This is a genomic window from Isoptericola sp. AK164 (assembly GCF_029643425.1).
In the GTDB taxonomy this organism is placed as follows: domain Bacteria; phylum Actinomycetota; class Actinomycetes; order Actinomycetales; family Cellulomonadaceae; genus Isoptericola; species Isoptericola haloaureus.
In genome coordinates, this window is the sequence record NZ_CP119106.1 from 2,382,747 (window position 1) to 2,408,471 (window position 25,725).

The 25,725-nt window shown below is 69.2% G+C and carries 16 protein-coding genes and 3 rRNA genes; 2 read left to right on the top strand and 17 right to left on the bottom strand.

Translation table 11 applies throughout. The annotated features are described in order from the left end of the window. Positions 1 to 72: 72 nt before the first annotated feature. From PO879_RS11180 to PO879_RS11200, 5 genes are all read right to left on the bottom strand, one after another. Positions 73 to 393 carry a 4a-hydroxytetrahydrobiopterin dehydratase gene (locus PO879_RS11180; protein ID WP_278234976.1) on the bottom strand — a complete coding sequence of 107 codons (321 nt, stop codon included), beginning with the start codon at positions 391 to 393 and terminating at the stop codon, positions 73 to 75. After that, positions 386 to 1,723 (bottom strand): VOC family protein, encoded by a 1,338-nt coding sequence (locus PO879_RS11185; RefSeq protein ID WP_278234977.1) that lies wholly within the window; start codon positions 1,721 to 1,723, stop codon positions 386 to 388. Before PO879_RS11185 ends, PO879_RS11180 begins: the two co-directional genes overlap by 8 nt. A 66-nt stretch (positions 1,724 to 1,789) precedes the next feature. Continuing rightward, a complete protein-coding gene (ilvD, locus tag PO879_RS11190) occupies positions 1,790 to 3,505 on the bottom strand; it encodes a dihydroxy-acid dehydratase (protein WP_278234978.1) in 1,716 nt (571 codons plus the stop codon). Positions 3,506 to 3,913: 408 nt separating this feature from the next. Further along, positions 3,914 to 5,776, bottom strand: coding sequence for a dihydroxy-acid dehydratase (gene ilvD / locus PO879_RS11195; RefSeq protein ID WP_278234979.1), 1,863 nt, complete (start codon positions 5,774 to 5,776; stop codon positions 3,914 to 3,916). Between the two features lie 108 nt (positions 5,777 to 5,884). Then, positions 5,885 to 7,402 carry a peptide MFS transporter gene (locus tag PO879_RS11200; RefSeq protein ID WP_278234980.1) on the bottom strand — a complete coding sequence of 506 codons (1,518 nt, stop codon included), beginning with the start codon at positions 7,400 to 7,402 and terminating at the stop codon, positions 5,885 to 5,887. Between the two features lie 70 nt (positions 7,403 to 7,472). Here PO879_RS11200 and PO879_RS11205 point away from each other — a divergent pair, with 70 nt between their 5' ends. After that, entirely contained in the window at positions 7,473 to 8,846 is a 1,374-nt protein-coding gene (locus tag PO879_RS11205) for a deoxyribodipyrimidine photo-lyase (protein ID WP_278234981.1), read from the top strand. Positions 8,847 to 8,855: 9 nt separating this feature from the next. Here the strand turns inward: PO879_RS11205 and PO879_RS11210 are convergent, their stop codons facing one another. The 7 genes from PO879_RS11210 to PO879_RS11240 all read right to left on the bottom strand — a co-directional run bounded on the left by PO879_RS11210 (position 8,856) and on the right by PO879_RS11240 (position 18,387). Continuing rightward, positions 8,856 to 9,431, bottom strand: coding sequence for a GNAT family protein (locus tag PO879_RS11210; protein ID WP_278234982.1), 576 nt, complete (start codon positions 9,429 to 9,431; stop codon positions 8,856 to 8,858). After that, a complete protein-coding gene (gene gatB / locus PO879_RS11215) occupies positions 9,428 to 10,930 on the bottom strand; it encodes an Asp-tRNA(Asn)/Glu-tRNA(Gln) amidotransferase subunit GatB (protein WP_278234983.1) in 1,503 nt (500 codons plus the stop codon). Before gatB ends, PO879_RS11210 begins: the two co-directional genes overlap by 4 nt. A gap of 16 nt (positions 10,931 to 10,946) precedes the next feature. After that, on the bottom strand, positions 10,947 to 12,467 hold the full coding sequence (gatA, locus tag PO879_RS11220) for an Asp-tRNA(Asn)/Glu-tRNA(Gln) amidotransferase subunit GatA (RefSeq protein ID WP_278234984.1): 1,521 nt from the start codon (positions 12,465 to 12,467) through the stop codon (positions 10,947 to 10,949). 1 nt (position 12,468) lies between these two features. Further along, positions 12,469 to 12,765 (bottom strand): Asp-tRNA(Asn)/Glu-tRNA(Gln) amidotransferase subunit GatC, encoded by a 297-nt coding sequence (gene gatC, locus PO879_RS11225; RefSeq protein WP_278234985.1) that lies wholly within the window; start codon positions 12,763 to 12,765, stop codon positions 12,469 to 12,471. Positions 12,766 to 13,000: 235 nt separating this feature from the next. Continuing rightward, a 5S ribosomal RNA gene (gene rrf / locus PO879_RS11230) occupies positions 13,001 to 13,117 on the bottom strand. A gap of 124 nt (positions 13,118 to 13,241) precedes the next feature. Beyond that, positions 13,242 to 16,354: ribosomal RNA gene (locus PO879_RS11235) — 23S ribosomal RNA — on the bottom strand. 507 nt (positions 16,355 to 16,861) lie between these two features. Next, positions 16,862 to 18,387: ribosomal RNA gene (locus tag PO879_RS11240) — 16S ribosomal RNA — on the bottom strand. Together the 16S, 23S and 5S rRNA genes form the textbook arrangement of a ribosomal RNA operon. Before the next feature lie 532 nt (positions 18,388 to 18,919). Here PO879_RS11240 and PO879_RS11245 point away from each other — a divergent pair. Beyond that, a complete protein-coding gene (locus PO879_RS11245; RefSeq protein WP_278234986.1) occupies positions 18,920 to 19,501 on the top strand; it encodes an N-acetyltransferase in 582 nt (193 codons plus the stop codon). Between the two features lie 10 nt (positions 19,502 to 19,511). Here the strand turns inward: PO879_RS11245 and PO879_RS11250 are convergent, their stop codons facing one another. From PO879_RS11250 to PO879_RS11270, 5 genes are all read right to left on the bottom strand, one after another. Continuing rightward, positions 19,512 to 20,513, bottom strand: a complete 1,002-nt coding sequence (locus tag PO879_RS11250) for a sugar phosphate isomerase/epimerase family protein (protein WP_278234987.1) — start codon at positions 20,511 to 20,513, stop codon at positions 19,512 to 19,514. 151 nt (positions 20,514 to 20,664) lie between these two features. Continuing rightward, entirely contained in the window at positions 20,665 to 21,843 is a 1,179-nt protein-coding gene (locus tag PO879_RS11255; RefSeq protein ID WP_278234988.1) for a Gfo/Idh/MocA family oxidoreductase, read from the bottom strand. Between the two features lie 111 nt (positions 21,844 to 21,954). Then, positions 21,955 to 23,025 (bottom strand): substrate-binding domain-containing protein, encoded by a 1,071-nt coding sequence (locus PO879_RS11260; protein ID WP_278234989.1) that lies wholly within the window; start codon positions 23,023 to 23,025, stop codon positions 21,955 to 21,957. 73 nt (positions 23,026 to 23,098) lie between these two features. Then, complete coding sequence (locus tag PO879_RS11265; protein WP_278237512.1) at positions 23,099 to 24,058, bottom strand: ABC transporter permease; 960 nt, start codon at positions 24,056 to 24,058, stop codon at positions 23,099 to 23,101. A 71-nt stretch (positions 24,059 to 24,129) separates the two neighbouring features. Beyond that, a complete protein-coding gene (locus PO879_RS11270; RefSeq protein WP_278234990.1) occupies positions 24,130 to 25,650 on the bottom strand; it encodes a sugar ABC transporter ATP-binding protein in 1,521 nt (506 codons plus the stop codon). Positions 25,651 to 25,725 lie beyond the last annotated feature (75 nt).

A 25,725-nucleotide genomic window follows, 5' to 3' on the forward strand; every position in this document is an offset into this window, starting at 1 on the left:
CTGCTCCGCCCCGGCGGGACGCCGGGTGTGATGCGGAGCATAGCGGCACATCGGATGCCGAGGGCAAACCGGTCAGGCGGACGACGGGGCCTCGGCGGGGATGTCGAGCTCGCGCGCCGCCGCCGAGATCTGTGCGGCGAGCGCGGCGTCCCGCTGGCTCAGCCCGCCGATGTCGTGGGACACGGTCCGCACGACGACGGTGCCGTACCGCAGGTCGACGTCGGGGTGGTGGTTCGCGGCCTCGGCGAGCTCGCCGATCTCCTCGACCAGCCGCACCCCGGTGGTGAAGGCACCGGTGCGGAAGGTCGCCGTCGCCCGCCCGTCGTCGAGCACCCGCCAGTCCGCGGTCCCTGCGGCGGCGCGGAACTGCGTGGGGGTCATGTGGTCACTCATGCTCTTCCCTCCCGATCGAGACGGCGATGTCGATCTCGTTGCCCTCCGGGTCCGCGACCGTCCGCCACAGCGGCGCCTCGGCGTCGCGCACGACGCGCCCGCCCGCGGCGACGGCGGCCGCGACCCTCTCGTCCGCCACGTCGGCGGGGACGAACGCGTCGACGTGGATCCGGTTGCGCTGCTCGCGCGGCTCGGCCATCGGCTGGATGGAGACCGCCGGACCGCGCAGCAGCGGGTCGAACAGGTCGGTGTCCTCGCGGGTGGTGTACCCGAGGGCGGCGGCCCAGAACCGCTGCACGGCGGCGACGTCCAGGGCGTCGAACGTGAGCTGGACGTCCCGCAGGGCCCGCGGGTCGGGCTCCAGGTCGGCGGCGCGGGCGGCGGCCTGGATCCGGCGGGCCACCACGAGGGCCGCGTCGTCGATCCAGCCGTCCTCGGGCGCGCCCACCCGGAAGGAGACGTGCCCGAAGCGCAGGTCCGTGGAGAGACGGACCCCGGCGTCGTCGGCGATCCGCTGCGCGCTCGCCGCCAGGTCCACCCCGGTGTGGAACCGCCCGGTCCGGTAGCGCGCGCACGCTCCCTGCAGCACCCGCCAGTCCTCCACGCCGTGGGCCGCGCGGAAGGCGTCCGGGGAGACGAGCCCCTCGGGCAGCTCGTCGGTGAAACCCTCCCACGCCTCGACGTCGGCCTCGTTGCCCTCCGGGTCGGCGAGCGTCCACCACTGCGGGACGAACTCCTCGGTGGTGAGCCTCCCGCCGGCCGCCAGGGCGGCCTCGACCCGGGCGGGCCGGTCGTCGTGCGGCACGAACACGTCCAGGTGCAGCCGGTTCCGCAGCGGCCGGGGCGCGTCCATCTGCTGGAACCAGATGCCGGGCCAGCGCGCGTCCGGGTCGAGCAGGTCCTCGTCGCCGGCCCGCTCGTGCCCGAGCACCACGGCCCAGAAGGGCATGATGCGCTCGCGGTCGGTGGCGTCGATCGTCAGCTCGACGTCCTGCAGCGCCGCCGGGTCGGCGGTCAGCCCCAGCCGGTCGGCCGCGGCCGAGACGTCCTGGGCGAGCGCGACGTCGCGCCGGCTCAGGCCGCCGACGTCGTGCGAGACGCACCGCACGACGACGCCGTCGGGCCGCAGGTCCACGTCCGGGTGGTGGTTCGCGGCGTCGGCGAGCACCGCGACGTCCTCGAGCAGGACGGCTCCGGCGCCCGGCGTCCCGGTGCGGAAGAGCGCGCAGGCCCCGTGCGACAGCACCCGCCAGTGACCGGTGGAGTCGGCCTGCTCGAACTGGTCCGGGGTCAGCTCGTCCGTGACGGGATCGTCGGACTCGGTGGACATGGCCCCTCCCGCGGTCGCCGGTGCGATGTCCCTACCGTGCCGCGCTCCGCGCCCGCTCGCGCGTGCTCAGCCGAGCACCGCGCCCGTCGAGGCGGACTGCACCAGCTTGGTGTACTTGGCGAGCACCCCGCGGGTGTAGCCGTGCGGCACGGGCTCCCAGTCGTCGGTGTGCCGGGCGGCCAGCTCGTCGGCGTCGACCAGGAGGTCGAGCGTCTTGGCGGCGACGTCGAGGCGGATGCGGTCGCCGTCGCGCACGAAGGCGATCGGTCCGGCGTCGACGGCCTCCGGGGCGATGTGCCCGACGCACAGCCCGGTGGTGCCGCCGGAGAACCGGCCGTCGGTGACGAGCAGGACGTCCTTGCCGAGTCCCGCACCCTTGATCGCGCCGGTGATGGCCAGCATCTCGCGCATCCCGGGTCCGCCCTTGGGGCCCTCGTACCGGATGACGACGACGTCGCCGGCGGTGATCGTGCCGTCCTCCAGCGCGTCCAGGGCGTGCCGCTCCCGCTCGAACACGCGCGCGGTGCCTTCGAAGACGTCGGAGTCGAACCCGGCGCTCTTGACCACGGCGCCCTCGGGGGCGAGGGACCCGTGCAGGATCGTGATGCCGCCGGTGGGGTGGATCGGCTGGTCGAGGGCGCGCAGGATCTTGCCGTCCGGGTCCGGCGGGGCGATGTCGGCCAGGTTCTCGGCCACGGTGCGCCCGGTGACGGTGAGGCAGTCGCCGTGGATCAGCCCGGCGTCCAGCAGCGCCTTCATGATCACGGGGACCCCGCCGATGCGGTCGACGTCGTTCATCACGTAGCGGCCGAACGGCTTGAGGTCGCCCAGGTGCGGCACGCGGCTCGCCACCCGGTCGAAGTCCTCGAGCGTCAGCTCGACCTCGGCCTCGTGGGCGATGGCCAGCAGGTGCAGCACGGCGTTGGTGGACCCGCCGAACGCCATGACGACGGCGATGGCGTTCTCGAACGCCTCCTTGGTCATGATGTCGCGGGCGGTGATGCCGCGGCGCAGCATCTCGACGACGGCCTCGCCGGAGGCGTGCGCGAAGGAGTCGCGGCGACGGTCGGCCGACGGCGGGGCGGCCGAGCCCGGCAGGGACATGCCCATGGCCTCGGCCACCGAGGACATGGTGTTGGCCGTGTACATCCCGCCGCAGGCACCCTCGCCGGGGCAGATGGCCCGCTCGATGCGGTCGACGTCGTCGCGGGACATCAGCCCGCGCGAGCAGGCGCCGACGGCCTCGAAGGCGTCGATGAGGGTGACGTCCTTCTCGGTGCCGTCCGCGAGCTTCACCCAGCCGGGCATGATCGACCCGGCGTAGAGGAACACGCTGGCCAGGTCCAGGCGGGCGGCGGCCATGAGCATGCCGGGCAGCGACTTGTCGCAGCCGGCCAGCAGCACCGAGCCGTCCAGGCGCTCGGCCTGCATGACCGTCTCGACGGAGTCGGCGATGACGTCCCGGGAGACCAGCGAGAAGTGCATCCCCTCGTGGCCCATCGAGATGCCGTCGGAGACGGAGATCGTGCCGAACTCCAGCGGGTAGCCGCCGCCGGCGTGCACGCCGTTCTTCACCGCGCCGCCCAGCCGGTCCAGCGACAGGTTGCAGGGCGTGATCTCGTTCCACGAGCTCGCGACACCGATCTGCGGCTTGTCCCAGTCGTCGTCGCCCATGCCGACCGCGCGCAGCATGCCGCGCGATGCGGTGGCCTCCAGGCCGTCGGTCACCTGGCGGGAGCGGGGCTTGAGGTCAGGCGTGGTCCGGTCGTCGGTGCTCGTCATGCCCCCAGGCTAGGGCCGACGACGCCACCTGGCCCGGCGGTTCCTCGGCGCGTGACCGGACGGGTCCAGACGCGGGCCACGGACTCGACGCTCCCGGCGGCGAACGGCGTGGCCCCGCCGGTCGGCGCGTAGCCGAGGGCGCGCCAGAAGGGTTCGGCGACCTCCCGGTTGGTGTCGACGACGGCGAGGCGCAGCGTCGTGATCTCCGGCCAGCGCTCGGCCCGTCGCTCCAGCGCCGCGTGCAGCGCCCGCCCCAGTCCCTGCCGGTGCCGGCCCGCCGCGGTCTGCAGCAGGCCGACGTGCGCGTCGCCGGCCGGCCCGCGACGCGGCAGGAGTAGCCGCCGTCGTCCGCGAACAAGCCTGCGACGTCGTCGACGTCGTGCGAGGAGAGGTCGACGACCCGCACGCTCAGCGGCGGGTGACCAGGTTGATGTCGCGCACCGCGCCCTTGTCCGCGCTGGTGGCCATGGCGGCGTAGGCGCGCAGCGCCGGGGAGACGTACCGGTCGCGGTCCTTCGGCTGCCACGGGTTGTCCGAGGCCTCCATCGCGGCGCGTCGCTCGGCGAGCACGTCGTCGGCCACGTTGAGCCGGACGGAGCGGGACTCGACGTCGATCTCGATCTCGTCGCCGTCCTCGACCAGGCCGATGACGCCGCCCGCGGCCGCCTCCGGGGAGACGTGGCCGATGGAGATGCCGGACGAACCGCCCGAGAACCGGCCGTCGGTGATGAGGGCGCAGACCTTGCCCAGACCGCGGCCCTTGATGAAGGAGGTCGGGTAGAGCATCTCCTGCATGCCGGGGCCGCCGGCGGGACCCTCGTAGCGCACCACGACGACGTGCCCGGGCTCGACCTGCTTGGTCAGGATCTTCTCCACGGCCTCGTCCTGCGACTCGCACACGAGCGCCCGGCCGGTGAAGTGGAAGACGTCCGGGTCGACGCCGGCGGTCTTGAACACCGCGCCGTCGGTCGCGAGGTTGCCGCGCAGCACCGCCAGACCACCGTCGACGGTGTAGGCGTGCTGGACGTCGCGGATGCAGCCCTCGGCGGCGTCGGTGTCCAGTGACTCCCAGCGGTTCTGCGTGGAGAACGCCTGCGTCGTGCGCACACCGCCCGGTGCCGCGTAGAACATCTCGGTGGCCTGCTCGGTCGCCTTCCCGCCGCGCACGTCCCAGTCGTCCAGCCACTGCTGCAGCGTCGGGGTGTGCACGCTGGAGACGTCCTTCTCGAGCAGCCCGGCCCGGTGCAGCTCGCCGAGCAGCGCGGGGATGCCGCCGGCCCGGTGGACGTCCTCCATGTGGTAGTTCGGGTGGTTCGGCGCGACCTTGCTCAGGCAGGGCACGCGGCGCGAGATCTCCTCGATGTCGGACAGCGTGAAGTCGACCTCGGCCTCCTGCGCCGCCGCCAGCACGTGCAGCACCGTGTTGGTCGAGCCGCCCATGGCGACGTCGAGCGCCATCGCGTTGGCGAACGCCTCCTTGGTGGCGATACCGCGGGGCGCCGCGGTGTCGTCGGACTCGTCGTAGTAGCGCTTCGCCAGCTCGACGACGGTCCGGCCGGCCTCGAGGAACAGCTCCTTGCGCGCGGCGTGCGTGGCCAGCACCGACCCGTTGCCCGGCAGCGACAGGCCCAGGGCCTCGGTGAGGCAGTTCATCGAGTTCGCCGTGAACATGCCGGAGCAGGAGCCGCAGGTCGGGCAGGCGTTCTCCTCGACCTTCGCCAGCGCCTCGTCGGAGACGTTCTCGTCGGCCGAGTAGTTGATCGCGTTGATGAGGTTGAGGTTCGTCCTCGCCACCCCGTCCGCGACGACCGCCTTGCCGGCCTCCATCGGGCCGCCGGAGACGAACACGACCGGGATGTTCAGCCGCAGCGCGGCGTTCAGCATGCCCGGGGTGATCTTGTCGCAGTTGGAGATGCACACCAGGGCGTCCGCGCAGTGGGCGTTGACCATGTACTCGACCGAGTCGGCGATGAGGTCGCGGCTGGGCAGCGAGTAGAGCATGCCGCCGTGGCCCATCGCGATGCCGTCGTCGACGGCGATGGTGTTGAACTCCTTGGCCACTCCCCCGGCCTCGCGGATGGCTCCCGCGACGAGGTCGCCCATGTCCTTGAGGTGGACGTGTCCCGGGACGAACTGGGTGTACGAGTTGGCGATCGCGACGATCGGCTTGCCGAAGTCCTCCGACCCCATGCCGGTGGCGCGCCACAGGGCGCGGGCGCCGGACATGTTGCGGCCGTGGGTCGACGTGCGCGAACGCAGGGGGCGGCTCATCTGCATGCTCCTTCGGACCGGCTCACGGACGCGCCGTGAGCGACGTGCTCCCGCAGGGTACGCCGTCGTGCCGCATGCTGGGACGCCCGTCCCAGGTGATGGTCGGGATCAGGCGCCCGCCGTGTGCACGCCCTCGGCCTCGTCGGCGGCCCGGATCTGCCGGACCACCCACGGCGAGACGGCCCAGACCAGCCCCGCCACCGCGAGCGCCACGACGCCGATCCCGCCGAAGTAGGCGGTGTCGGAGACGTCGGCGGTCGCCTGGACGAGCTGCGCGGTGATCGCCTGGCCCGAGGCGTTGGCCAGGAACCACAGCGCCATCGCCTGCCCGCGGAACGCCTGCGGCGCCAGCAGGGTCGTGGCCGCGAGCCCGACCGGGGACAGGCACAGCTCGCCGAGGGTCTGGATCACGTAGACGACGATCAGCACCCACGCCGGCGCGCGGTCGTCCCCGACGACCTCCGAGGCCCCCGCCAGGAACAGGAACGACACCGCGGCCAGCGCCAGCCCCAGCGCGAACTTGTACGGCGTGGGCGGGCGCCCGCCGGTCCGCTGCCACAGCCAGGCGAACACCGGGGCGAGCAGAATGATCGAGGCCGGGTTCACGGACTGGAAGAACGCCGGGCTGATCTCCACCCCGAGGACGTCGAGCTGGGTCCGGTCGCGGGCGAACGTCGTCAGGGTCGTGGCGGCCTGCTCGAAGATCATCCAGAACAGCATGGCGGCGACGAACAGCGGGATGTAGGCCAGCAGACGCGGGCGCTCGGTGTCGGTGACCTTCGGCGAGCGGTACATCACCACGAAGTAGACGACGGGGGTCACCAGGGCGACGTAGCTGAGGGTGTCGACGAACGCTCCTCCGGACCAGCCGCCCGAGACCGCGACCGCCACGAGGTAGAGCACGCCGACGCCGGCGACGACCGCCACCATGATCCGTGCGATGGTGCCCCGCTCCTCGCGCCGGACCGGGTTCGGTACGGCGTCGCCGGCACCGTGGAGGTAGCGGCGGCCGGCGACGAAGAAGACCAGGGCGACCGCCATGCCGACCGCGGCGACGAGGAATCCCGCGTGGTAGCCCCAGAGCCGCTGCACGCTGCCCACCACGAGCGGCGCGAACAACGACCCGAAGTTGATGCCCATGTAGAAGATCGAGAACCCGGCCTCGCGGCGCGGGTCGCGCCGGTCGTAGAGCTCGCCGACCATCGCCGAGACGTTCGGCTTGAGCAGGCCGGTGCCCGTGGCCACGAGGACCAGACCGAGCCAGGTGAACGCGGCCTGCGGGACGGTGAGGGCCACGTGGCCGGCGGCGATGACGATGCCTCCGTACAGCACCGAACGCCGGGCACCGATGACGCGGTCGGCCAGCCAGCCGCCGACGATGGACAGCAGGTAGACCGAGCTGCCGTAGATCGACCCGATCGCGTTGCCGGTCGTCTCGTCGTAGCCGAGCCCGCCGTCGACCACCGCGTCGGTGATGTACAGCACCAGGATGGCGCGCATCCCGTAGTAGCTGAACCGTTCCCACGCCTCGGTGGTGAACAGCGTCAGCAGCCCGCGCGGGTGCCCGAAGAAGGTCCGCTCGGCCGGCTGGGCGGGGCGGCCCGAGCCGGCCGCGGAATCCGTCATGGCACGACTCTGGCACCCCGGCCCCCGACCTGCGAGCGCGGCGGGCCCGGCCGGGCCGTACGGTGGCGCCATGCCGACGACCGTGATGTGGTTCCGGCGCGACCTGCGCCTGGCCGACAACCCGGCCCTGCTCGCCGCCGTCGAGGCGGCGCGGGACGACGACGCGACCGTCGTCGCCCTGTACGTGCTCGACGAGACGCTGTGGCGCAGCGCGGGCGCCAACCGGCTCGCCTACCTGCGCGCGTCGCTGCAGGCCCTGGACGAGGCCTGCGACGGACGGCTCGTGGTCCGCCGCGGGGACCCGGCCGAGATCGTGCCGCAGGTGGTGCGCGAGACCGGGGCCGGTGCCGTGCACGTCGCGGCCAGCCACGAGCCGTACGGGTGCCGCCGGGACGCCGAGGTCGCCGCCGCCCTCGACGACCTCGGAGTGTCCCTGGAGCGCACCGGGTCGGCCTACGCCGTGTCCCCGGGGCGGCTGTTCACGCAGACCGGCGGGCCGTACCAGGTGTTCACCCCGTTCCGGCGGGCGTGGCTGGAGCACGGCTGGCCGTCCCCGGCCCGCCGTCCGCGGCAGGTCCCGTGGGCCGCGCTGGACGGAGACGCCCTGCCGGAGGGACCGGAGCCCACCGCGCACCTGCCCCGGGCCGGCGAGGACGCGGCGCGGCGCCGCTGGCGGGACTTCCTCGCCGACGGGCTCGCCGACTACCCCGACGCCCGGGACCGCCCCGACCTCGCCGGGACCTCGGCGATGTCCGTGCACCTGCGCTGGGGGGAGATCCACCCGCGCACGATGCTCGCCGACCTCGCCGCCGCGCAGGGCGACGGTGTCGACCCGGACGCCGTGGCGACGTTCCGCTCCGAGCTGTCGTGGCGCGAGTTCCACGCCGACGTGCTGCACCACCGCCCCGACGCCCGCACCCGCTCGCTGCGCGCCGTCGTGCCCGACGACGCCTGGACGCGGGGCGAGCAGGAGGACGAGTGGCTGACGGCGTGGCGGGACGGGCGCACCGGCTATCCGTTCGTCGACGCCGGGATGCGCCAGCTGCTCGCCACCGGCTGGATGCACAACCGCGTGCGGATGGTGGTGGCGTCGTTCCTCGTCAAGGACCTGCACGTGCGCTGGCAGCGCGGGGCCGAGCACTTCATGGCCCACCTCGTGGACGGCGACGTGTCCCAGAACCAGCTCAACTGGCAGTGGGTCGCCGGGACCGGGCACGACGCCGCGCCCTACTTCCGCATCTTCAACCCGGTCACGCAGGGCGAGAAGTTCGACCCCGACGGGGGGTACGTGCGCCGCTGGGTGCCCGAGCTGGGCGACGTGGCCGGCCGGCGGGTGCACCAGCCCTGGAAGCTGGACACCCCGCCGGCCGACTACCCGGCACCGCTGGTCGACCACGCGCACGAGCGCAGGGTCAGCCTCGACGACTTCCAGCGGGGCCGGTGAGGCGAGGCCTCAGGCGGTGCGCACCATCGCCCGGTACTCGTCCTCGAGGAGGCTCATCACGATCGCGTCGGACCAGTCGTCCCCGTCGCGGTAGGCGTCGCGCAGCCGCCCCTCCTCGACGAAGCCGAGCGACGCGTACAGCGCCTTGGCCCGCGGGTTGATGCTCAGCACGTCCAGGCCCACCCGGTGCAGGCGCAGCTGGTCGGCCTCGAAGGCGAAGCGGAGCACATGCTCGATCGCCTCGCGACCGTAGCCGCGGCCCCGGTAGTCCGGCAGCATCTGCAGGCGCAGGTTGGCGCTGCGGCTGACCGGGTCGATGTCGTTGAGCACGATCTCGCCGATCAGCTCGTCGCTGACCAGCTCGCCGTCCCGTACCGCGGCCGGCGTGATGGCCCAGTCGAACCGGCCGTCGCGCCCGGCGACCGAGGACGCCCACTCGTCGATCTGCTCCCGGGTGAAGCTCGCCGTCGTCCCCGTCAGGCGCATGCCCTCCGGGTCGTGCAGCGACTCCCAGAGGCGGTCGGCGTCGCGGGCCGCGAGCGGACGCAGCCGCACCATCTCCCCCGGCAGCACCGGGGGTGTCACGAGCCGATCCTCTCGAGGATGAGCTCGCGCACGCGCTTGGCGTCGGCCTGCCCCTTGGTCGTCTTCATCACGGCGCCGATGATCGCGCCGACGGGCCCCTGGTTGCCGCCGCGGACCTTCTCGACGACGTCGGGCTGGGCGGCCAGCGCCTCGTCGATGGCGGACAGCAGCGCGCCGTCGTCGGAGACGATCTCGAGGCCGCGGTCGACCACGACCTGCTCCGGGTCGCCCTCGCCGGCGAGCACGCCGTCGAGGACCTGACGGGCGATCTTGTCGTTGATCCGGCCGGAGTCGACCAGACCCTGCAGCTCGCCGATCTGGGCCGGCGTGATGGCCAGGTCGGCCAGCTCGACCTCGTCCTGCTTGGCACGGCGGGCGAGCTCGCCCATCCACCACTTGCGCGCCGCGGCCGGGCTGGACCCCGCCGCGACGGTCGCCTCGATGAGGTCGAGGGCGCCGGCGTTGACGACGTCGCGCATCTCGGCGTCGGCGTAGCCCCACTCGTCCTGGAGCCGACGGCGGTGCGCCTGCGGCAGCTCCGGCAGCCCGGCGCGGATCTCCTCGACCCACTCGCGGGACGGCTCGACCGGCACCAGGTCCGGCTCGGGGAAGTACCGGTAGTCCTCGGCGTCGGACTTCACGCGGCCCGAGGTGGTGATGCCGGTGTCCTCGTGCCAGTGCCGGGTCTCCTGGACCACGGTGTCCCCGGCGTCGAGGATCGCGGCCTGCCGGGAGACCTCGTAGCGCACGGCCCGCTCGACCGACCGGAACGAGTTGACGTTCTTGGTCTCGGTGCGGGTGCCGAGCGGGGCGTCCGGCGTAGCACGCAGCGAGAGGTTGACGTCGGCACGCACGTTGCCCCGCTCCATGCGGGCCTCGGACACGTCCAGCGCCCGGAAGATGTCGCGCAGCGCCTGCACGTAGGCGCGGGCCACCTCGGGGGCACGGTCCCCGACGCCGGTGATCGGCTTCGTGACGATCTCGACCAGCGGGATGCCCGCACGGTTGTAGTCCACGAGCGAGTAGTCGGCGCCGTGGATCCGGCCGGCGGCACCCCCGACGTGGGTGTTCTTGCCGGCGTCCTCCTCCATGTGCGCCCGCTCGATCTCGACACGGTGGACCGTGCCGTCCTCGAGCTCGACGTCGAGCCAGCCGTCGAAGGCGATCGGCTCGTCGTACTGGGAGGTCTGGAAGTTCTTCGGCACGTCCGGGTAGAAGTAGTTCTTCCGGGCGAAGCGGCAGGACTCGGCGATCTGGCAGTTGAGCGCCAGGCCGATCCGGATCGCGTACTCGACGGCCGTCCCGTTGACGACGGGCAGCGCACCGGGGAGCCCGAGGCTGACGGGGGTCGTCTGGGTGTTCGGGTCGCCGCCGAACTCCACCTCGGCCGGGCAGAACATCTTGGTCCGGGTGCCGAGCTCGACGTGCACCTCGATGCCGAGCACCGGGTCGAACCGTCGGACCGCGTCGGCGTAGTCGACCAGCTGGGTCACAGTCATCTCCTTCGTGGGTCCGTCAGCCGAGCTCGGGCGCGCGGTCCAGCAGCGGACCGCCCCAGGACTTCTCCAGGGCGGCCTCGAGGGCGGCGCCGACGCGGTAGAGGCGGTCGTCGGCCTTGGCGGGGGCCAGCACCTGGAAGCCGGTCGGCATGGCGGCACCGCCGTCGGTGGGCTCCGCGAGGCCGTTCGGCACCGAGATGCCGGGGATGCCCGCGAGGTTGGCCGGGATCGTGGCGACGTCGTTGAGGTACATCGCCAGGGGGTCGTCGAGCTTCTCGCCGAGCTTGAACGCCGTGGTCGGCGCCGTCGGGGAGACGAGCACGTCGACCTGCTCGAACGCGGCGTCGAAGTCCTGCTGGATGAGCGTGCGGACCTTCTGCGCGCTGCCGTAGTAGGCGTCGTAGTAGCCGGCGCTGAGCGCGTAGGTGCCCAGGATGATGCGGCGCTTGACCTCGTCGCCGAAGCCGGCGCCCCGGGTGGCGGCCATGACGCGCTCGGCGGTCACCGGGCCGTCCTCGGGCTCGACCCGCAGGCCGAAGCGCATACCGTCGAACTTGGCGAGGTTGCTGGAGGCCTCGGCCGGCAGGATCAGGTAGTACGCGGCCAGCGCGTACTCGAAGTGCGGGCAGGACACCTGCACGACCTCGGCACCCGCCCGGCGCAGCAGCTCGAGCGACTCGGTGAACCGGGCCTGGACGCCCTCCTGGTAGCCCTCGCCCTGCAGCTGGCTGACGACGCCGACCCGCACGCCGGACAGGTCGCCGCCGGCGCCCTGCGCGGCGGCCTCCACGAGCGCGGGCAGCGGCTCGGGGATGGAGGTCGAGTCCCGCGGGTCGTGCCCGCCGATCAGCTCGTGCAGCAGCGCCGAGTCCATGACGGTCCGGGTGACCGGACCCGCCTGGTCGAGGCTGGAGGCGAGCGCGATGAGGCCGTAGCGCGAGACGCTGCCGTAGGTCGGCTTCACGCCGACCGTGCCGGTGACGGCGCCCGGCTGGCGGATGGAGCCGCCGGTGTCGGTACCGATCGCCAGGGGCGCGGTGAAGGACGCCAGCGCGGCGGCCGAGCCACCGCCCGAGCCGCCCGGGATGCGCTCGAGGTCCCACGGGTTGTGCGTGTTGCCGTAGGCCGAGTGCTCGGTGGAGGAGCCCATGGCGAACTCGTCCATGTTGGTCTTGCCCAGGATGGGCATGCGCGCGTCGCGGATCTTCTCGACGAGGGTGGCGTCGTAGGGCGGCACCCATCCCTCGAGGATCTTGGAGCCGGCCGTCGAGGGCATGCCACGGGTGACGACGACGTCCTTGACGGCGATCGGCACGCCGGCCAGCGGGTGCAGCTCCTCGCCGACCTCGCGGCGGGCGTCGACGTCGCGAGCGGTCGCCAGCGCCTCCTCGGCGTTGACGTGCAGGTAGGCGTGGACGGCACCGTCCACGGCGGCGATCCGGTCCAGGAACGCCTGCGTCACCTCGACGCTGGTCACCTCACGCCGGCGCAACTTCTGCGCCAGGTCGGCGGCCGACAGGCGGGTCAGGTCGGTCATCTCACTCCTCCCCGAGGATCTGCGGCACCGCGAAGCGGCCGTCCTCGGCCTCCGGCGCACCCGCGAGCACGTCGTCGACCGGCAGCGCCGGCTCGGGCACGTCGGGACGGAACACGTTGGACATGGGCAGCGGATGGCTCGTCGCGGGGACCTCGGGGGTCGCGACCTGGCTCACCTTGGCGATGGACTCGACGATCACGTCGAGCTCGCCGGCGAGCCGATCCAGCTCGTCAGGGCGCAGCTCGATCCGCGCCAGCGCGGCGACACGCGCGACCTCGTCACGGGAGATGGTGGACATGGCCGCCAGTCTAGTGGGCCGACGTGACGGCCCGATGACACGGAGCCGACCGCGGATGTGACACGCGTCCCGTCGGGGAGGGCGCTCGGTCGGCCGGCGGTGTGAGACCGGTCGGGGGCCCGGCCGCGGGGCAGCCGGGGCCCGGAGGTCGGCCGGGTGGCGCGGTGGGCGTGTGGTGGGGGGAAAGCAGTCAGGCCCCCAACCCGTGAGGGGTTGGGGGCCTGCTGTGAAGGGTGTCCGGCGGCGTCCTACTCTCCCACCCCGTCTCCAGGGCAGTACCATCGGCGCTGAAGGGCTGAGCTTCCGGGTTCGGTATGGGACCGGGCGTTTCCCCTTCGCTGTGACCGCCGTAACAGTATCGAGTTGTCGGGTCCCCACCGGGTTTCCCCGGGGTGCCACGCAGGGTGGCGGGGGGGGTGGGGGTGGTGCCCGTTTCTCGGGAACCGCACAGTGGACGCGGAGCAAGCAGTGTAGGTGTGTTGAAGTTGTCGGCTGATTAGTACCGGTCAGCTGCGACAGTCGTTGGTCCTGTCTTCCACTTCCGGCCTATCTACCCAGTGGTCTAGCTGGGTGCCTTCACAGGTCTAGCCTGTTGGAAACCTCATCTTGAAGCAGGCTTCCCGCTTAGATGCTTTCAGCGGTTATCCCTCCCGAACGTAGCGAACCAGCGGTGCTCCTGGCGGAACAACTGGCATACCAGAGGTTCGTCCGTCCCGGTCCTCTCGTACTAGGGACAGCCCTTCTCAAGTTTCCTGCGCGCGCAGCGGATAGGGACCGAACTGTCTCACGACGTTCTAAACCCAGCTCGCGTGCCGCTTTAATGGGCGAACAGCCCAACCCTTGGGACCTACTCCAGCCCCAGGATGCGACGAGCCGACATCGAGGTGCCAAACCATCCCGTCGATATGGACTCTTGGGGAAGATCAGCCTGTTATCCCCGGGGTACCTTTTATCCGTTGAGCGACGGCGCTTCCACGAGCCACCGCCGGATCACTAGTTCCGACTTTCGTCCCTGCTCGACCTGTCGGTCTCACAGTCAAGCTCCCTTGTGCACTTGCACTCGACACCTGATTGCCAACCAGGCTGAGGGAACCTTTGAGCGCCTCCGTTACTTTTTGGGAGGCAACCGCCCCAGTTAAACTACCCACCAGGCACTGTCCCTGGTCCGGATCACGGACCGAGGTTAGATGGTCGATGCGGTCAGAGTGGTATTTCAACGGCGACTCCACCGGCGCTGGCGCGCCGGTTTCATAGTCTCCCACCTATCCTACACAAACCGCACCGAACACCAATACCAAGCTGTAGTAAAGGTCCCGGGGTCTTTCCGTCCTGCTGCGCGTAACGAGCATCTTTACTCGTAGTGCAATTTCGCCGAGTTCGTGGTCGAGACAGCGGAGAAGTCGTTACGCCATTCGTGCAGGTCGGAACTTACCCGACAAGGAATTTCGCTACCTTAGGATGGTTATAGTTACCACCGCCGTTTACTGGGGCTTAAATTCTGGGCTTCGCCGAAGCTGACCCGTCCTCTTAACCTTCCAGCACCGGGCAGGCGTCAGTCCGTATACATCGTCTTGCGACTTCGCACGGACCTGTGTTTTTAGTAAACAGTCGCTTCTCCCTGGTCTCTGCGGCCCTCACCGCTTCCCCCAGCAAGTGGGTTCACGGATCAGGCCCCCCTTCTCCCGAAGTTACGGGGGCATTTTGCCGAGTTCCTTAACCACGATTCTCTCGATCGCCTTAGTATTCTCTACCTGACCACCTGAGTCGGTTTGGGGTACGGGCGGCTAGAACCTCGCGTCGAGGCTTTTCTTGGCAGCTGAGGATCACCCGTTTCCCGCATACGCGGTCACCGTCGACTCTCACCCTTGGTGTCTCGCGGATTTGCCTACGAGACGGGCTACGGCCTTGGACGTGGTCAACCATCGCCACGCCGGGCTACCTTCCTGCGTCACCCCTGTTAACACGCTTACCTAGTACCGGTTCGGGTCCCACGCCTAGACACCGGTGACGTCCCGAAGGACGTCGGTGGTGGTTCGGGGTGGTTAGCATCACCGGATTCGGTATGGGCGGTTCTTCGCCGGTAGGAGAATATCAACTCCTTGTCCATCGACTACGCCTGTCGGCCTCGCCTTAGGTCCCGACTTACCCAGGGCGGATTAACCTGGCCCTGGAACCCTTGGTCATTCGGCGGACGGGTTTCTCACCCGTCTTTCGCTACTCATGCCTGCATTCTCACTCGTGTGGTCTCCACCGCTGGATCACTCCGCGGCTTCACCGCCCACACGACGCTCCCCTACCCGCCCACACACCTGAACAGCGATCAAGTCGCTGCTGGGCTTGTGTGAGCGCCACGGCTTCGGCGGTGTACTTGAGCCCCGCTACATTGTCGGCGCGGAATCACTTGACCAGTGAGCTATTACGCACTCTTTCAAGGGTGGCTGCTTCTAAGCCAACCTCCTGGTTGTCTGGGCAACTCCACATCCTTTCCCACTGAGCACACGCTTAGGGGCCTTAGCCGGTGGTCTGGGCTGTTTCCCTCTCGACTACGAAGCTTATCCCCCGCAGTCTCACTGCCACGCTCTGGCTTGCCGGCATTCGGAGTTTGGTTGACGTCAGTAACCTGGTAGGGCCCATCGGCCATCCAGTAGCTCTACCTCCGGCAAGGAACGCGTGACGCTGCACCTAAATGCATTTCGGGGAGAACCAGCTATCACGAAGTTTGATTGGCCTTTCACCCCTAACCACAGGTCATCCCCTCAGTTTTCAACCTAAGTGGGTTCGGTCCTCCACGCCGTCTTACCGGCGCTTCAACCTGCCCATGGCTAGATCACTTCGCTTCGGGTCTAGACCCGGCGACTCAATCGCCCTGTTCGGACTCGCTTTCGCTACGGCTTCCCCACACGGGTTAACCTCGCCACCGAGCACTAACTCGCAGGCTCATTCTTCAAAAGGCACGCCGTCACCCCCACCAAGGAGGCTCCGACGGCTTGTAGGCACACGGTTTCAGGTACTATTTCACTCCCCTCCCGGGGTACTTTTCACCGTTCCCTCACGGTACTGATCCGCTATCGGTCACTAGGTAGTATTTAGGCTTAGCAAGTGGTCTTACCAGATTCACACGAGATTTCACGGGCCCCGTGCTACTTGGGATCCCCTCCACCAGGCCGCGCGATTTCGTCTACGGGACTCACACCCTCTACGGTCCGCCTTTCAATGCGGTTCGACTATCACACGACTTTCTTACTGGCCGGAGTCCTGTCAGAGACTCCTAGAAGGTCCCACAACCCCGCACACGCAACGCCTGACAGCTTGACACGCATACGGTTTGGCCTCATCCGCTTTCGCTCGCCACTACTCACGGAATATCTCTTCCTGCCGGTACTGAGATGTTTCACTTCCCGGCGTTCCCTCCAGGCGCCCTATACATTCAGGCGTCGGTGACCGCACATGACTGCGGCCGGGTTCCCCCATTCGGACACCCTCGGATCACAGCTCGTTTGCCAGCTCCCCGAGGCTTATCGCAGGCTACAACGTCCTTCTTCGGCTCCTAGTGCCAAGGCATCCACCATGTGCCCTTCAAAACTTCGACACACTACAAAATTGCTACAGAAATCCAAGAAAACACACCCCGCACCGTCAACGACGATGGGGATGTACTTGAACATCTGGGATGCTCGCGTCCACTGTGCAGTTCTCAAGCAACGGACGAACCCGCCGGCCCACGATGCGCACCTACCCCCACACCCACCAGCAGCTCGCGCCACCAGCAACAGCATGAAGACGGTCTGCGACCGACCGACGACCCGTATCCATCAAAGACCCCGACCAACAACGTGGCCGGCTGCCTCAGGACCCAACAGTGTGCTCTACCGACCCCCCACCAGCAGCCCGGACGTTCCGACCGCGAACCGGCACCCCCCAAGGAGGCACCGCACGCGGTGTACTGATCCGACCCACCCGCAGGCGGCCGTACGGTCAATGTTCCACCCAGAGCAACCACCAGACGCACGTTCGGCGCCTACAGCGGCTGTACATGACCCCCTGCGACCCGACCGACCCCCCAGGGGCCGACCGGCAGAAGGTATGTGCTCCTTAGAAAGGAGGTGATCCAGCCGCACCTTCCGGTACGGCTACCTTGTTACGACTTAGTCCCAATCGCCAGTCCCACCTTCGACCACTCCCCCCGGAAAACCGGTTGGGCCGTGAGCTTCGGGTGTTACCAACTTTCGTGACTTGACGGGCGGTGTGTACAAGGCCCGGGAACGTATTCACCGCAGCGTTGCTGATCTGCGATTACTAGCGACTCCGACTTCATGGGGTCGAGTTGCAGACCCCAATCCGAACTGAGACCGGCTTTTTGGGATTCGCTCCACCTTACGGTATCGCAGCCCTCTGTACCGGCCATTGTAGCATGCGTGAAGCCCAAGACATAAGGGGCATGATGATTTGACGTCATCCCCGCCTTCCTCCGAGTTGACCCCGGCAGTCTCCCATGAGTCCCCGGCATAACCCGCTGGCAACATAGGACAAGGGTTGCGCTCGTTGCGGGACTTAACCCAACATCTCACGACACGAGCTGACGACAACCATGCACCACCTGTGCACCGACCTTGCGGAACCACCATCTCTGGCAGCGTCCGGTGCATGTCAAGCCTTGGTAAGGTTCTTCGCGTTGCATCGAATTAATCCGCATGCTCCGCCGCTTGTGCGGGCCCCCGTCAATTCCTTTGAGTTTTAGCCTTGCGGCCGTACTCCCCAGGCGGGGCACTTAATGCGTTAGCTGCGGCACGGAACTCGTGGAATGAGTCCCACACCTAGTGCCCAACGTTTACGGCATGGACTACCAGGGTATCTAATCCTGTTCGCTCCCCATGCTTTCGCTCCTCAGCGTCAGTTGCGGCCCAGAGACCTGCCTTCGCCATCGGTGTTCCTCCTGATATCTGCGCATTCCACCGCTACACCAGGAATTCCAGTCTCCCCTACCGCACTCTAGTCTGCCCGTACCCGATGCACGCCCCAGGTTGAGCCTGAGGTTTTCACACCAGACGCGACAAACCGCCTACGAGCTCTTTACGCCCAATAATTCCGGACAACGCTTGCGCCCTACGTATTACCGCGGCTGCTGGCACGTAGTTAGCCGGCGCTTCTTCTGCAGGTACCGTCCACCCGAAGGCCTTCTTCCCTGCTGAAAGAGGTTTACAACCCGAAGGCCGTCATCCCTCACGCGGCGTCGCTGCATCAGGCTTTCGCCCATTGTGCAATATTCCCCACTGCTGCCTCCCGTAGGAGTCTGGGCCGTGTCTCAGTCCCAGTGTGGCCGGTCGCCCTCTCAGGCCGGCTACCCGTCGAAGCCTTGGTAGGCCATCACCCCACCAACAAGCTGATAGGCCGCGAGCCCATCCCCCACCGAAAAACTTTCCAACACCCACCATGCGGCAGGCGCTCATATCCGGTATTAGACCCCGTTTCCAAGGCTTATCCCGAAGTGGAGGGCAGGTTGCTCACGTGTTACTCACCCGTTCGCCACTGATCCACCCAGCAAGCTGGGCTTCACCGTTCGACTTGCATGTGTTAAGCACGCCGCCAGCGTTCGTCCTGAGCCAGGATCAAACTCTCCGTAAAAGAGAGAAAACACCACCAACCACCACGGGCCGGCGATGCCATATCGATACTGGCCAGACCAAACAAACTAGCAAAACTAGCTGTCCAATCTAGTCCAAAGGAACCAATGAAGGTTCAAAATTTGGCATTGACTATCAAGCACACTGTTGAGTTCTCAAACAACCGACACACACCATCCAAGACCGGAACCTCTGTCCCGACCCCGTCCGGGGCAACCCTTCAACCTTACCCGAACCGATCCGCCCTGTCCAGTCCGCTCTGCGAACCGTGGGCGACCTGCTCGAGGTCCAGCCCCTCCCGAATCCGGGGCGCACGAAGCACCCTGTCCGTTCGAGGAGAGTTTCAGCCCCGGCGGCCACCTCGCGGTGTCCGTTCCCTGTCGGGCTGACGTCAGAGAACATTACACGGCTTGGGCACCGAGTCCAACTCCTGACGGGGTGACCCGGCGCACAGTGCCCTGCCGCCCCGTCGTCGCAGGTCGCACCACCTCCCCCCGACCGCGGAACGACGCCGTCCGCGCTAGGTTCGCAGCGTGACCGCACCATCCGTCGTCGTCCGTCCCGCCCGTCCCGACGAGGCCGCCGAGCTCGCCTGGCTCGCCGCCCTGACGTTCCCCCTCGCGTGCCCGCCGGGGACCTCCACGGCCACCATGGCCCGGCACATCGCCGAGCACCTGACGCCGGAGCGCTTCCGCGCGTGGAGCCGCGACCCCGGCTGCGCGCTGCTCGTGGCCGACGGAAGCGAGTCTGAGGAGCCCGCCGGCTACGTGCTGCTGCTGCGGGGCGAGCCGGACGGGGACGCCGAGCGGGACGTTCTGCGGTCCACGGTCGGGCCCGGTCCCTACGTCGAGCTGTCGAAGATCTACGTCCACCCCGCTCGTCAGGGAGACGGCACGGCGAACGCGCTGATGTCCGCAGCCGTCCGGACGGCGGACGAGCTCGCACCCGATCGTCCGTTCTGGCTCGGCACCAACGGGGACAACGGGCGCGCCCAGGCCTTCTACCGCAAGCACGGGTTCACCGTCGTCGGCAGCCGCACCTACGACGTCGGGGGTGTGCAGCACGACGACGTGGTCATGCTGCACACCCCCGGTGCGCAGGCGGCGCGCTCCTGATCCCTGCGGGTCAGTCCTTGGAGGAGAAGGCCGCGTCGAAGGCCGCGTCCGGGGCGTCGAACGCGAGCCGGCGCACGAAGGCCAGACCCTCGGGCGCCCCGACGAGACGGTCCATCCCGGCGTCCTCCCACTCGACCGAGAGCGGTCCGTCGTACCCGATGGCGTTGAGCATCCGGAACGAGTCCTCCCACGGCACGTCACCGTGGCCGGTCGAGATGAAGTCCCAGCCGCGCCGCGGGTCCGCCCACGCCAGGTGCGACGAGAGCCGGCCGTTGCGGCCGTTGAGGCGCTTCTTCGTGTCCTTGCAGTGCGCGTGGTAGATGCGGTCCTGGAAGTCCCAGAGGAAGCCCACGGGGTCGACGTCCTGCCAGACCATGTGGCTCGGGTCCCAGTTCAGGCCGAACGACTCCCGGTGCCCGATCGCCTCGAGCGTGCGCTGGGTGGTCCAGTAGTCGTAGGCGATCTCGCTCGGGTGGACCTCGAGGGCGAACCGCACACCGACCTCCTCGAAGACGTCGAGGATGGGGTTCCAGCGGTCGGCGAAGTCCTGGTAGCCGGCCTCGACCATGTCCGCGGGCACCGGCGGGAACATCGCGACGGTCTTCCAGATCGAGGAGCCGGTGAATCCGACGACGGTGCGCACACCGAGCTTCGCGGCCATGCGCGCGGTGTCCTTCATCGCCTCGGCGGCCCGCTGCCGGACGCCCTCCGGGTCGCCGTCCCCCCACACCTCCGGCGAGAGGATCTCCTCGTGCCGCCGGTCGATCGGGTCGTCGCAGACCGCCTGACCCGTGAGGTGGTTGGAGATCGCCACGATCTGCAGACCGTGCCGGGCCATGAGGTCCTTGCGTCCCTGGACGTACTCGGCGTCGTCCCAGCGGGTCACGTCGAGGTGGTCCCCCCAGCAGCACAGCTCGAGGCCGTCGTAGCCCCAGCCGGACGCCAGACCCGCCAGCTCCTCCAGCGGCATGTCGGCCCACTGACCGGTGAACAGGCTGATCGGTCGTGTCATCGTTCTTCCTCTCGTTCGTCAACGTCGGCCGGGCACCCGGCGCGGCGGGTCCTCGCCAGCAACCTTGGCAGGGGGTGCGCGCCGGGGAACAGGGCCTCCGGCGCACACCCCGGTCCTGGTGGCGCGCACCTCCTGGACTGTCTCGATCCGATCAGGAGAGGTCGATCCAGCGGTGCTTGTCGGACGCGCTGCGCTCGACGGCGTCGAGGACGCGCTGCACGGCGAGCCCCTCGGCGAACGACGGCGCCGGCTCGTCGCCGGCTGCGAGCGCTCCCACCAGATCGACGACCTGGTGGGTGAAGGCGTGCTCGTAGCCCAGGCCGTGGCCCGGGGGCCACCAGGCCGCCACGAAGGGGTGCTCGGCCTCGGTGACCACGATCCTGCGGAACCCTGCCGTCGCCGGCGGCTCGGTCGCGTCGTAGAAGTGCAGGACGTTCATGTCCTCGAAGTCGAAGGCGAGAGAGCCCGCCGACCCGTTGATCTCGATGCGGATGGCGTTCTTGCGGCCGTTGGCGTAGCGCGTGGCCTCGTAGCTGGCCATGGCCCCGCCGGACATGCGGCCGAAGAAGACGGCGGCGTCGTCGACGGTCACCGGACCGGTCTCCGTGCCCGCCGTGCCGGACAGCCCGGAGAACTCGGTGGCCACCGGGCGCTCGGGCACGAAGGTCTCGAGCATCCCGGCGACGCCCGTGAGCCGCTCACCGGTGATGAACTGGGTGAGATCGACGACGTGCGCACCGATGTCACCGAGCGCACCCGACCCTGCCTTGTCCTTCTGCAGGCGCCAGTTCAGCGGTGTCGACGCGTCCGACAGCCAGTCCTGCAGGTACTGGGCCCTCACGTGCCGGACCTGGCCGAGACGACCGTCGGCGACGAGCTGGCGCGCGAGCTGGATGGCGGGGACACGCCGGTAGGTGAACCCCACCATGGCGTGCACACCCCGCTGCGCCGCGCGGTCTGCTGCCGCCACCATCTGCTCGGCCTCGGCGACCGAGTTGGCCAACGGCTTCTCGCACAGCACGTGCTTGCCGGCGTCGAGCGCCGCGACGGCGATCTCGGCGTGGGTGTTGCCCGGTGTGCAGATGTCGATGAGGTCGATGTCGTCCCGCTCGAGCAAGCGACGCCAGTCCGTCTCGGAGGACTGCCATCCGAGCCGGTCCGCGGCCGCCGCGACCTTCTCCGGGTCCCTGCCGGCGACCGCCGTCATCTCCGTGCGCAGCGGCAGGTCGAAGAAGCGGGGGGCGGTGCGCCACGCGTGGGAGTGCGCCGCGCCCATGAACGAGTAGCCGACCATGCCGACGCCGAGGCGAGCGCCGTCTGCTGCAGCCATTGGTGTGTCCTTTCTGTCCTCGTGCGGCTCGAGCCACCACGAGGGCGGACGAGTCCGCGGCGGCGGGGCGTGTCACGCCCCGCCGCCGTGGTGTGGGTCGACCGGGTCAGGTCAGGAACGGAACCCGATGCTCATGTACTGGTCGACGTTGTCCGCCGTGACCACCGGGGCGAAGAGCTGCACGGTGCGCGGGACGGCCGCCGAGGCCAGGTCGGACATGTTCTTGTCCTGCGCGATCAGGCGGGCGAGCTTGATGCCGTCGGCCGCCTGGGTCGACGGGTAGACGACCGTGGCCTGCAGCACGGTGTCACCGGACTGGATGTGCTCCATCACGTCGAGCGAGCCGGCGCCGCCGACCATGAAGAACTCGTCGCGACCGGCGTTCTCGATCGCCTGCAGGACGCCGACACCCTGGTCGTCGTCGTGGTTCCAGATGGCGTCGATCTCGGGCGCCGCCTGCAGGAGGTTGGCGGTCACCTGCTCACCGCTCTGGACGGTGAACTCCGCGGAGACCTGGTTGTCGACGTCGAGGCCGCAGTCGGACAGCGCGTCGGCGAAGCCCTGCGAACGGTCCTGCGTCAGCGGCAGCGAGGCGATGCCCTGGATCTCGGCGATGACCGCGTCGGGCTGGTCGCCGAGCTGCTCGCAGATGTAGGTGCCGGCGCTGACGCCCATGCCGTAGTTGTCGCCGAGCACGGTGGTGCGGGCGGCGAACGGGCTGGTGAACTCGCGGTCGACGTTGACGACCGGGATACCGGCCTCCATCGCCTCGATCGCGACGTCGGTCAGCGCGGCGCCGTCGAACGGCAGGAGCACGATGGCGTCCACGCCGTCGGCGATGAACGTCTCGATCTGGCTGATCTGGACGTTGACGTCGTTCGTGCCCTCGGCGACGCGGAGCTCGACGTCCTCGTAGTTGTCGGCCTCGGCCTCGGCGGCGGAGGTGATCGCACCCATCCAGCCGTGGTCGGCGGCGGGGGCGGAGAAGCCGATGGTGACGGGCTCCCCCGGCTCGTCGTTGGCGGTGCCGGCGGCCCCGCCCTCGGAGCTCATCTCCTCGGAGGAGTCGGTGCCCTCCTCCTCGGCAGGCTCGTTGCTGACGCAACCGGCCAGCAGGGCAGCCGAGGCGGCCAGGGCGAGCGGTGCCGCGATGAGACGACGGCGCATGGTTCGTGCGGACATGATCATCCTCGATTCGGTCCGGGTACTGACGTGTACTTGCAGGACAGGTAGGGGTCGGTGGGACAGGTCGGGGTCAACTGGACTTGGAGCGGCCGGCGAACCGCTGCTGGAGCAGCACGGCGGCGACGATGATCGCGCCGCGGGCGATCTGCTGCACCGAGCTGTCGACGTTGTTGATGATGAAGACGTTCTGCAGGGTCGCGAAGATGAGGACGCCGATGATCGTGCCGATGATCGTGCCGCGCCCACCGGCGAGCAGGGTGCCGCCGACGACGACCATGGCGATCACGTCGAGCTCCATCAGGAGACCGTTGGTGGACGACCCCGCTCCGGTCCGGGCGAGCATCATCACACCGCCGATGCCGGCCGCCAGGCCCGAGAAGCCGTAGACGTAGAGCAGGTGGCGCTTGACGTTGATGCCGGCGAGCCGGGCCGCCTCCCGGTTGCCGCCGATGGCCACCGTGCGGCGCCCGAAGGTGGTCCGGTTGAGCAGGAACCAGCCGGCGATGGCGACGACGACGAAGATCCAGACGATCTTCGGCACGCCGAGCAGGTCACCCTGGAAGGTGCTCTCGAACGACGACTGGTCGACGATCTGCGTGCGCCGGTTGGCGATGAGCTCGGCGAGCCCGCGGGCCGCGACCAGCATCGCCAGCGTGGCGATGAACGCCACCACGTTGCCGTAGGCGATGATCACGCCGTTGACCAGCCCGGCGGCGAGGCCGACCAGGAGCGCGCAGCCGACCATGACGATCCAGCCGTACTGGTCGGCCATGGTCTGCGTGGCCAGGGTCGAGGCCCACACGGTGGTCAGGCCGAGCACGGAGCCGACCGACAGGTCGATGCCGCCGGTGGTGATGACGAAGGTCATGCCGATCGCCAGCACGCCGGTCACCGACGCGAGGCTGAGCACGATCATGAGGTTCTGCACGCTGGCGAACCGGTCGCCGCCGGTGAGGAGCCCGACCAGGCACAGCAGGACCAGGGCGGCGACCAGACCGAGGTTCCGGACCGTCGTTCCCGAGAGCCCCAGGCGGGAGCGGGAGCTCTCCTTGTGGTTCGTGGGGGTTTCTGTCGCCGAACTCGACGGCGTCTGCTGCTCGCTCACGCGGCACTTCCTTCCATGACCATGTCGAGCACCTGGTGCTCGTCGATCGACTCGGCGGACCCTTCGTGCACGACCTGTCCGTCGGAGATGACGAGGACACGGTCGGCGAGGCCCAGAACTTCGGGGATCTCGCTGGAGACGACCAGCACGGCGGTGCCGGCGTCGGCGAGCCGTCGTACCAGGTCGTAGATCTCGGACCTCGCGCCGACGTCGACGCCGCGGGTCGGTTCGTCGAGCAGCAGCACCTCGCAGCCGTGGACCAGCCAGCGGGCGAGCATCGCCTTCTGCTGGTTTCCGCCGGAGAGGGTGCGGATGGCGCGGTCGACGTCCGGCGGCCGCAGGTCCAGGGCCTTCGCCTGCTCTTCGGCAGCGGCCTTCTCCGCCTTCTCGTCGAGCCAGCCGCCCCGGGCGGTCCGCGCGAAGGAGGACAGGGTGATGTTGCGGTAGACGGGCTCGTCGAGCAGCAGCCCCTGGCTCTTGCGCTCCTCGGGTGCGAGGCCGATGTCGGCGGCCACGGCCGCCCCCACGGAACCGCGGCGGAGCCTCTTGCCGTCCAGCTCCACGCGACCGTGCGTGGCCCGGCGCGCACCGTAGATCGTCTCGAGGATCTCGGAGCGCCCCGAGCCGACCAGACCGGCCAGGCCGACGATCTCCCCGGCACGGATGGACAGGCTCACGTCGGAGAAGACGCCCGCCAGCGAGAGGTTCTCGACCTGGAGCCGCAACGGGGCGTCGTCCGGCACGCCGGGGCGCTCGGGGAACGAGTACTCCATCGACTTGCCGGTCATCAGCTTGATGAGCTCGTCCGTCGGCGTGGTCGCCACGTCGAGGTTGCGCCCCACCGTCACGCCGTCCTTGAGCACGGTGATCCGGTCGCCGATCCGGCGGATCTCCTCGAGCCGGTGCGAGATGTAGACGATGGCGACGCCCTGCTCGGTGAGCTCGGCGACGACGCGGAAGAGGTTGTCGACCTCGCCCGAGTCCAGGACGGCCGACGGCTCGTCCATGACGATCACGCGCACGTCGCGCGACAGCGCACGGGCCATCGACACGATCTGCTTGCCCGCGGCGGAGAGCGACCCGACCTCGCGGTGCGGCGAGATCTCGGGGTGCCCGAGCCGGGCCATGAGCTCTCGGGTCCGCTGCGCGGCGAAGCGGCGCTTGGTGAACCCGGCCGAGGCCAGCTCGTGACCGAGGAAGATGTTCTCGGCGACGGTCAGACCGTCGACGACGTCCAGCTCCTGGTACATCGTGGCCACGCCGTGCTCGAGCGCGGCGTCGGGGTGCGGGATGGCGATCTCTTCGCCGTCGAATCGGATGGTGCCGGACGTGGGCTGGTGGGCGCCGGCCAGCACCTTGATGAGCGTGGACTTGCCGGCACCGTTCTGCCCGAGCAGACAGTGCACCTCGCCGGCGCGGACGTCGAGGTCCACACCGTCGAGGGCCTTGGCGCCCGGGAAGTGCTTGACGATCCCTTGCATCTGCAGCAGCGGCGCTGCGGGGTCTTCTGTGACCATGCGACGACTCTAAGGGCAACTTCTGCTCGTCGTCAATCATAAGTTCCGGTACTTTCGGATCGTTACCCCGCTGTG